This is a genomic window from Kluyvera sp. EC_51 (genome assembly GCF_019584505.1).
Classification (GTDB): Bacteria; Pseudomonadota; Gammaproteobacteria; order Enterobacterales; family Enterobacteriaceae; genus Kluyvera; species Kluyvera sichuanensis.
Genome location: NZ_VDAG01000039.1, coordinates 18908 through 27902 on the forward strand (window position 1 = coordinate 18908; position 8995 = coordinate 27902).

The 8995-nt window shown below is 56.7% G+C and carries 7 protein-coding genes; 4 read left to right on the forward strand and 3 right to left on the reverse strand.

From position 1 onward, the window contains the following. The first annotated feature begins 315 nt into the window (after nt 1–315). Nucleotides 316–1218, forward strand: coding sequence for an alpha/beta hydrolase (locus FHC49_RS10730; protein ID WP_185668672.1), 903 nt, complete (start codon nt 316–318; stop codon nt 1216–1218). A 3-nt stretch (nt 1219–1221) separates the two neighbouring features. Here the strand turns inward: FHC49_RS10730 and FHC49_RS10735 are convergent, their stop codons facing one another. Beyond that, complete coding sequence (locus FHC49_RS10735; RefSeq protein WP_220439732.1) at nt 1222–1509, reverse strand: putative quinol monooxygenase; 288 nt, start codon at nt 1507–1509, stop codon at nt 1222–1224. Between the two features lies 1 nt (nt 1510). Beyond that, nucleotides 1511–2518, reverse strand: coding sequence for a zinc-binding alcohol dehydrogenase family protein (locus tag FHC49_RS10740; protein WP_220439733.1), 1008 nt, complete (start codon nt 2516–2518; stop codon nt 1511–1513). A 247-nt stretch (nt 2519–2765) separates the two neighbouring features. Here FHC49_RS10740 and FHC49_RS10745 point away from each other — a divergent pair, with 247 nt between their 5' ends. After that, on the forward strand, nt 2766–3632 hold the full coding sequence (locus FHC49_RS10745; RefSeq protein WP_220439734.1) for an aldo/keto reductase family oxidoreductase: 867 nt from the start codon (nt 2766–2768) through the stop codon (nt 3630–3632). A gap of 11 nt (nt 3633–3643) precedes the next feature. Further along, a complete protein-coding gene (locus tag FHC49_RS10750; protein ID WP_220439735.1) occupies nt 3644–4051 on the forward strand; it encodes a GFA family protein in 408 nt (135 codons plus the stop codon). Between the two features lie 123 nt (nt 4052–4174). Here the strand turns inward: FHC49_RS10750 and azoR are convergent, their stop codons facing one another. Further along, on the reverse strand, nt 4175–4777 hold the full coding sequence (azoR, locus tag FHC49_RS10755; protein WP_035893172.1) for an FMN-dependent NADH-azoreductase: 603 nt from the start codon (nt 4775–4777) through the stop codon (nt 4175–4177). A 199-nt stretch (nt 4778–4976) separates the two neighbouring features. On the opposite strand from azoR, the gene hrpA reads away from it, so the two are divergent. Next, a complete protein-coding gene (gene hrpA / locus FHC49_RS10760; protein WP_220439736.1) occupies nt 4977–8879 on the forward strand; it encodes an ATP-dependent RNA helicase HrpA in 3903 nt (1300 codons plus the stop codon). The last annotated feature ends 116 nt before the right edge of the window (nt 8880–8995 follow it).

The window sequence follows — 8995 nt, forward strand, 5'->3', positions numbered from 1 at the left end:
CAAGTTTAGCCCTCGTTACGTTGCCAGGTTATACCAAACAACGTGCGGGGGTTTTCTCTTTCCAGCAACAGGTGCCGCCGGGGATAAAGTCCCCGCAACATTGCGCCTCCCCCGAATGCTCGGGAGTGCTGAGATCCTATAGCAGGCATTCAGGCGCTAGCAATCAAAATGGCTGTGTTTTTATCCAGCTATACGCTTTTCGGAATTTAGCCCGTTCAAGGCGAGATATCCCTGTAATCATTGGTCATAAATCCTCCATTCTTCATCCTTTCTTTTCTGCTTAACTGTAGATTCCGTACTTACTGGGTCGCACTTATGCACCGCCGCCATTTTCTATTGGGTATCACCGCTACGCTATTTTCAGCCCGATACGGTTTCTCATCGGCCTTTTCTGCGTCATGGCAGCAACAGACGATACCGCTCTGGCCCGCTACGCCGCCCGGTGGTGGCGGGCCGATAGGGCCGATGCGGGTAAGCCAAAAAGGGGCGCAAAGCCAGGTAGTCACGCCATCGCTTACGGTACTGACACCAACCGCACCTAACGGCCACGGCGTATTGATTGCCGCCGGGGGAGGCTATCAGCGAATTGAGATGGCGATGGAAGGTTGGCCCGCGGCCCGCTGGCTGGTTGCCCGAGGCTATACCGCGTACCTGTTGAGCTATCGGTTACCGGGTGAGGGCTGGAACGATGGCAATCTGGTGGCGCTGCAGGACGCTCAGCGGGCGCTGCGGATCGTAGCACAACGGGAAAAGCAGGTGAGCGCGTTGGGTTTCTCCGCCGGAGGGCATCTGCTGGGAATGGCCGCAACACGGCCGGATTATCATAGCTACCCGGCGCAGGATGCGCTGGATGAACGACCAGCAAGCGTAAGCCGTGCGGCGTTGATTTATCCTGTTATTACGCTTGAGAAGCCCTATACCCATACCGCAACGCATAAAATACTGGTGGGAAAATCGGCGACGGAAAGCGAAGAGGCCGCGTGGTCGGTGCAACAATACGTTACGCCGCGCACGCCGCCGATGTTTCTAGTACAGGCTGAGGACGATCCGGTGTCCGATCCGCATAACACGCTTATTATGCAGGCAGCCTGTCTCCGCGAGCGGATTCCGGTAACGATGTACCGTTATCCGACCGGCGGACATGGCTTCGCGTTAGGCAGGCCAGGGACGAAAACCGTCCAATGGCCTGCCCATTATGAAAAATGGCTACAGGAGTAGGGCTTACTCGATGGGCGTGAGATAGTCCAGCCGCAGCGGCTCGGCTAACAGGCTGTCCATCTGCCCGATAAAGTTCTGGAAATGTGGGAGGGACACGTGGGTCTCCAGCGCAGCCTGGTCATCCCAGGACTCGCGGACATAAAAGGTGTCCGGCTCATCGCGCAACTGAAACAGCGCGTAGTCATGGTTTCCCGGCTCCTGACGCGTCGGAGCCAGTAGCGCTTTTAGCGCCTCGCTTAACGCTTCCCGTTTTCCCGCTTTCGCCTTCAGTACGGCAATAATTGAAATCATTTTAAAATCCCTCCAGCACAATTTTACCCACCGCCCGGCCGGTTTCGAGCTGGGCGTGCGCTTTGCGCAGGTTTTCCGCGGTGATGGCACCGTAATGCTCGCCAAGCGTCGTGGTGATAGTTTTCTGATCGATAAGTGTGGCTATTTCCGTCAGCAACTGATGCTGCTCAATGATGTCCTGGGTCTCAAACATGGAGCGGGTAAACATAAACTCCCAATGCAGCGAGATACTTTTCAGCTTTAATGGGCGTGCATCGAGGCTCTCTGGATCGTCAATGAGTGCCAGCTTCCCCTGCGGCGCCAGGGCAGCAATCAGCTCAAGGTAGTGCTCATCGGTATTGTTGAGGCTGGCAACATGCGTCACGGCTGGAATACCAATGCGGGCCAGTTCCTGAGTCAGCGGCTGGCGGTGGTCGATCACGTGATGCGCACCGGCATTGCGCACCCACTGCTGGCTTTCAGGGCGTGAAGCGGTGCCGATCACGGTCATTCTGGTGAGCTTGCTTGCCAGTTGCGTCAGGATGGAACCTACGCCGCCCGCCGCACCGACGATAAGCAAGGTATCGCCTTCGTTCCCCCCACGGGTAACGCCAAGGCGGTCAAACAGCAACTCCCAGGCGGTAATCGCCGTTAACGGCAGCGCCGCGGCAGAGGCGTTATCCAGCGTGCGCGGTTTCAGCGCCACAATACGTTCATCGACCAATTGGAACTCGCTGTTGCTGCCTGGGCGTCCCAGGGCACCGGCGTACCAGACTTCATCGCCAGGAGCGAAGAGCGTCACCTGCGGGCCCACCGCTTTGACGACGCCAACGGCATCCCATCCCAGCACGCGCGGCGTATCTCCGCTAAACCCGGCGCGAACCTTGGTGTCCACCGGGTTCACGGAAATGGCTTTGACTTCGACCAGCAGATCGTGGCCTGTCGCCTCAGGAATCGGCAGTTCAATCTCGCTGAGAAAAGGAATGTTGCTGCCTTCGCTGGCAGCGCGGGTAATGGCGAATGCTTTCATGTAATTTCTCCGGGTATCAATGGGAATAGCCGAATAGTAGAAGCATGTCGCCGTGGGAAAAATAGCGTGCTGGCGATAAGTGTTATTCGCAAATCGCGAAAATCCCTATAAAAAATATGTCCAGCTCCGGAGAAGGACGTGGGCTGGGTCACTTTTTTGCGTTTATGGCATGAAAAGCACAGTGGCAACCTAAAAAGCGTTCCTATACTGACGGTCACATTCATCATGATGTTACAGGCAGGACGTTATGACCCGTTACACTACGTTTTCCCTTGGTTCTCAATTCGTTAATCGCCTCGGCTACGGGGCGATGCAGCTGGCAGGCCCAGGCGTATTTGGTCCGCCAAAAGATAGACATGCCGCGATTTCCGTGCTGCGCGAAGCGCTGGCGCTCGGTGTGAATCACATCGATACCAGCGATTTTTACGGCCCACACATCACCAATCAGATTATCCGCGAAGCGCTGCATCCTTATGCTGACGACCTGGTGATTGTGACGAAAATTGGCGCGCGTCGTGATGACAAGGGCGCCTGGCTGCCGGCGTTTTCCGCCGAGGAGTTAAAGCAGGCGGTGCACGACAATCTACGTAACCTCGGCCTCGATGTGCTGGATGTGGTCAATATGCGCGTGATGATCGGCGACGGTCATGCGCCACGCGAAGGGTCTATTGAAGCCAGCGTTAGCGTGCTGGCCGAACTGCAGCAGCAGGGGCTTATCAAACATATTGGGGTGAGCAACGTGACGCCGACGCAGGTGGCGGAAGCGCGCAAGCTCGCTAACATTGTCTGCGTGCAGAACGAGTACAATATTGCGCACCGTCGCGATGACGAACTGATCGATACACTGGCGCGTGACGGTATCGCCTATGTGCCGTATTTCCCGCTGGGCGGATTCTCGCCGCTGCAATCCTCCGCGCTGAACGAGGTCGCAAGCTCGCTAAATGCAACTCCGATGCAGGTGGCGCTGGCCTGGTTGCTGCACCGTTCACCCAATATTCTGCTGATCCCCGGTACGTCATCGGTGACGCATCTGCAGGAAAACATGGCGGCGGGGCAGTTGACCTTACCTGAGCACGCGCTGGCGACGCTCGACGGCATCGCGGCTCGCGTATAACGGGAGGCTTAATGACGGACAAACGCTCTGCCCAGTGTCATTGCGGCGCGGTGGCTTTCACCGTGGTGCTTAGTGATGGCCTGAACACGGCTCGTCGCTGTAATTGTTCTTACTGCCGCATGCGCGGTGCGGTGGCGGTTTCCGCGCCGTTGTCCGGCATCGAGATACTACGCGGGCAGGATAAATTGACGGAGTACCGCTTTAATACCGGCGAGGCCGTCCATTTTTTCTGTTCGGTGTGCGGGATTTACACCTTCCATCAGCGGCGCTCGAACCCCGAGCAATACGGGATTAACGTCGCCTGTCTCGAGGGCGTGTCACCGTTTGATTTTGCCTGTGTGGAAGTGCATGACGGTGTTCACCATCCAAAAGATGGCGGCGGTGGTATCGCAGGGTATTTGCGCTACGACAGAAAGTAGTCGGGACGAGGCGGCACGCCGACTCCGGAGGCTCGGAGACGGTCCCGGCGGCGCTTTGCTTGGCCGGGCTACAAAAGAAAAACCCTGCTCATGTGAGCAGGGTTTTTGTATTGCTGGGGGCGATTATGCTACCAGGCTGTCGATCGCAGCTTTCGCATCAGAGGTCGCTTTGGTTGCCACTTCTGGGCCGTAAGCGATACCTTCGGCGAAGACCACGTTCACGTCGGTGATCCCGATGAAGCCCAGGAACACGTTCAGGTATGGGGTGATCAGGTCAGTTGGGCTATCTTTGTGGATGCCGCCGCGGCTGCTCAGTACGATAGCGCGTTTACCAGTAACCAGACCTTCTGGACCTTTCTCGGTGTAACGGAAGGTCACGCCAGCACGGGCAATCAGGTCGAAGTAGTTTTTCAGCTGCGTTGGGATGTTGAAGTTATACATCGGCGCGGCGATAACAATCACGTCGTGGGCTTGCAGTTCAGCAATCAGTTCGTCAGAGAGCTTCAGCGCTTCCTGCTGACGTGGGGTCAGTGGGGAGTCGCTTGGGCGCAGCGCGCCGACCAGTTCGCCATCCAGCACCGGAATTGGATTGGCAGCCAGGTCACGGACGGTGATTTCGTCAGCGGAGTGCTTTTCACGCCACTGTTCAACAAAATAGTCGGACAGCTGACCTGATTGAGAGTAGCCTGCCAGGATGCTGGATTTCAGAACTAATACTTTGCTCATAGGTAATTCCTTATATTTGATTGACGGGCGATGCCCTGTTGCTTGATGACACTTTATTCACAATCCTGCCACAGAGATAGCGCAATATATCGAAGTCTATGTTCAGTTTTTTTGAACAAGGCCTGAAATGCGCAAGTGTGGTATGCTATGACGATTCTTTATGAGAGCTTTTCCCGGCAGTGCGCTGCCCAATAAGACTATGACAGAACAACAAAAAATCACCTTTGCGATGCTCAGCCAGCGCCTCGATGCGCTGACGCTACGGGATAAACTGCGCTTTGCCCGCCGACTCCACGGCGTCAAGAAGGTTAAAAATCCTGAAGCACAACAGGCCATTTACCAGGAGATGGCGCAGGAAATTGAACAGGCTGCCGGTAAGGTCGTGCTACGTGAAGCGGCGCGTCCGGTGATTGAGTACCCGGAAAACCTGCCGGTTAGCCAGAAGAAACAAGATATTCTCAACGCCGTGCGCGACCACCAGGTGGTGATTGTTGCCGGGGAGACCGGCTCGGGTAAAACTACCCAGTTACCGAAGATTTGTATGGAACTGGGGCGCGGGATCAAAGGGCTGATTGGCCATACCCAGCCGCGTCGTCTGGCGGCGCGCACCGTCGCCAACCGTATTGCCGAAGAGCTGAAAACCGAGCCGGGCGGCTGCATTGGCTATAAGGTTCGCTTTAGCGATCACGTCAGCGATAACACCATGGTCAAGTTGATGACCGACGGTATTTTGCTGGCGGAAATCCAGCAGGACCGCCTGCTGATGCAGTACGACACCATCATTATCGATGAAGCGCACGAACGCAGCCTCAACATCGACTTCCTGCTCGGTTACCTGAAAGAGTTGCTACCGCGTCGTCCCGATCTCAAGGTGATCATCACCTCGGCGACCATCGACCCCGAACGTTTCTCACGTCACTTTAATAACGCGCCGATTATCGAAGTCTCCGGTCGAACCTATCCGGTAGACGTTCGCTATCGTCCGATCGTTGAAGACGCGGATGACACCGAGCGTGACCAGTTGCAGGCGATTTTTGACGCTGTCGATGAACTGGGGCAGGAAGGGCCGGGCGACATCTTAATCTTTATGAGCGGCGAGCGAGAAATTCGCGATACCGCCGATGCGTTGAGCAAACGCGACCTGCGCCATACCGAGATCCTGCCGCTCTACGCGCGCTTATCGAACAGCGAGCAGAACCGCGTCTTCCAGTCACACAGCGGGCGACGCATCGTGCTGGCCACCAACGTGGCGGAAACCTCGTTGACGGTACCGGGCATCAAGTATGTGATTGACCCCGGTACGGCGCGAATCAGCCGCTATAGCTACCGTACCAAAGTGCAGCGCCTGCCGATTGAGCCGGTTTCTCAGGCCTCTGCAAACCAGCGTAAAGGCCGCTGCGGCCGTGTGTCGGAAGGTATCTGTATCCGTCTCTATTCGGAAGACGATTTCCTGTCACGCCCGGAGTTTACCGACCCGGAAATCCTGCGTACCAACCTGGCTTCCGTCATTTTGCAGATGACCGCGCTGGGCCTTGGCGATATCGCCGCGTTCCCGTTCGTGGAAGCGCCGGATAAACGCAACATTCAGGACGGTGTGCGCCTGCTCGAAGAACTGGGCGCCATTACCACCGATGAACAGGCCACCGCCTACAAGTTGACGCCGCAGGGCCGCCAGCTCAGCCAATTGCCGGTTGACCCGCGTCTGGCGCGTATGGTGCTGGAAGCGCAGAAGCACGGCTGCGTGCGCGAAGCGATGATCATCACTTCGGCGCTCTCTATTCAGGACCCGCGCGAACGTCCAATGGATAAACAGCAGGCGTCCGATGAAAAGCATCGTCGTTTCCATGACAAAGAGTCAGATTTTATGGCCTTTGTGAACCTGTGGAACTACCTCGGCGAGCAGCAAAAAGCGCTGTCGTCGAACCAGTTCCGTCGCCAGTGCAAGCTCGACTTCCTCAACTACCTGCGCGTGCGCGAGTGGCAGGATATCTACACCCAGCTGCGTCAGGTGGTGAAAGAGCTCGGCATCCCGGTAAACAGTGAACCGGCAGAGTATCGCGAAATTCATATTTCGCTGCTGACCGGTCTGCTGTCGCACATCGGGATGAAAGATACCGATAAGCAGGAGTTTACCGGTGCGCGTAACGCGCGCTTCTCCATCTTCCCGGGTTCGGGGCTGTTTAAGAAGCCGCCGAAATGGACGATGGTCGCCGAACTGGTCGAAACCAGCCGCCTGTGGGGGCGCATTGCCGCACGCATCGACCCGGAATGGGTGGAGCCGGTAGCGCAGCATCTGATCAAACGTTCCTACAGTGAACCGCACTGGGAACGGGCGCAGGGCGCGGTGATGGCGACCGAAAAAGTGACCGTTTATGGCCTGCCGATTGTGGCGGCTCGTAAGGTTAACTACAGCCAGATTGACCCGGCGCTGTGCCGCGAGCTGTTTATCCGCCACGCGTTGGTGGAGGGAGACTGGCAGACCCGTCACGCCTTCTTCCGCGACAACTTAAAGCTGCGTGCTGAAATTGAAGATCTGGAAAACAAATCGCGTCGCCGCGACATCCTGGTGGATGACGAGACGATGTTTGAGTTCTATGACCAGCGCATCAGCCACGAAGTAATCTCCGCGCGCCACTTTGATAAGTGGTGGAAGCAGGCCAGCCGTGAAACGCCGGATCTGCTCAACTTCGAAAAGAGCATGCTGATAAAAGAAGGGGCGGAGCAGGTTAGTAAGCTGGACTACCCGAACTTCTGGCATCAGGGCAACCTGAAGCTGCGCCTGACCTATCAGTTTGAGCCGGGGGCTGACGCCGATGGCGTGACGGTGCATATTCCGCTGCCGCTGTTAAACCAGGTCGAAGAGGCCGGGTTTGAGTGGCAGATCCCGGGGCTGCGCCGTGAGCTGATTATCGCGCTGATTAAATCGCTGCCGAAGCCGGTGCGCCGTAACTTTGTCCCTGCGCCGAACTACGCCGAAGCCTTCCTGGGCCGTGCGACGCCGCTGGAATTGCCGCTGCTGGATTCACTGGAGCGCGAACTGCGCCGGATGACCGGTGTGACCGTCGACCGTGAAGCCTGGCAGTGGGATCAGGTGCCCGATCACCTGAAAATCAGCTTCCGCGTGGTAGACGACAAAAACAAGAAGCTGCAGGAAGGGCGTTCGCTGCAGGTGCTGAAAGATACGCTGAAGGGCAAAGTGCAGGAGACGCTGTCGTCGGTTGCCGACGACGGTATCGAGCAGAATGGCCTGCATATCTGGAGCTTTGGCGACCTGCCGGACCGTTACGAACAGAAACGCGGCAACTATAAGGTCAAAGCCTGGCCGGCGCTGGTGGATGAACGTGACAGCGTCGCCATCAAACTGTTCGATAACCAGCTGGAACAGCAGCAGGCAATGTGGCGCGGCTTGCGTCGTTTACTGCTGTTGAACATCCCGTCGCCGATTAAGTATCTGCACGAAAAGCTGCCGAACAAGGCCAAGCTGGGGCTTTACTTTAACCCGTACGGCAAGGTGCTGGATTTGATTGATGACTGCATCTCCTGCGGCGTGGACAAGCTGATTGATGAAGCGGGCGGGCCGGTGTGGAGTGAAGCGGGCTTTGCCGCGCTGCACGAGAAAGTGCGTGCCGAGCTTAATGAGACGGTGGTCGAGATTGCCAAACAGGTTGAGCAAATTCTCACCGCGGTGTTCAACATCAACAAACGACTGAAAGGGCGCGTGGACATGAGCATGGCGCTGGGGCTGTCGGATATTAAGGCGCAGATGAACGGCCTGGTCTACCGCGGCTTCGTCACCGGCAACGGTTTCCGTCGTCTGGGGGATACGCTGCGTTATTTGCAGGCGATTGAAAAACGTCTGGAGAAAATGGCCGTCGACCCACACCGCGACCGCGCGCAGATGCTGAAAGTGGAAAGCGTCCAGCAGGCGTGGCAACAGTGGTTGAACAAGCTGCCGCCGTCACGTCGTGAAGATGATGATGTGAAGGAAATTCGCTGGATGATTGAAGAGCTGCGCGTCAGCTTCTTTGCTCAACAGTTGGGGACGCCGTATCCGATCTCGGATAAACGTATCCTGCAAGCGATGGAACAGATCGTCGCCTGATCCCGGCGGCGCTGCTGTACGACCGGATACATAGGTAACACTTCAGACCGGGAACATAGGTAACACTTTCCTAGTCTATCCGGATAATACTACGGCTTTTCCGGTCATAGTAAGCA

What these genes read in the sequence shown, in the direction of transcription:
- FHC49_RS10730 (WP_185668672.1), top strand. Translation starts at nt 316, where the DNA reads ATGCACCGCCGCCATTTTCTATTGGGTATCACCGCTACGCTATTTTCA.
- FHC49_RS10735 (WP_220439732.1), bottom strand. Translation starts at nt 1,509, where the DNA reads ATGATTTCAATTATTGCCGTACTGAAGGCGAAAGCGGGAAAACGGGAA.
- FHC49_RS10740 (WP_220439733.1), bottom strand. Translation starts at nt 2,518, where the DNA reads ATGAAAGCATTCGCCATTACCCGCGCTGCCAGCGAAGGCAGCAACATT.
- FHC49_RS10745 (WP_220439734.1), top strand. Translation starts at nt 2,766, where the DNA reads ATGACCCGTTACACTACGTTTTCCCTTGGTTCTCAATTCGTTAATCGC.
- FHC49_RS10750 (WP_220439735.1), top strand. Translation starts at nt 3,644, where the DNA reads ATGACGGACAAACGCTCTGCCCAGTGTCATTGCGGCGCGGTGGCTTTC.
- azoR (WP_035893172.1), bottom strand. Translation starts at nt 4,777, where the DNA reads ATGAGCAAAGTATTAGTTCTGAAATCCAGCATCCTGGCAGGCTACTCT.
- hrpA (WP_220439736.1), top strand. Translation starts at nt 4,977, where the DNA reads ATGACAGAACAACAAAAAATCACCTTTGCGATGCTCAGCCAGCGCCTC.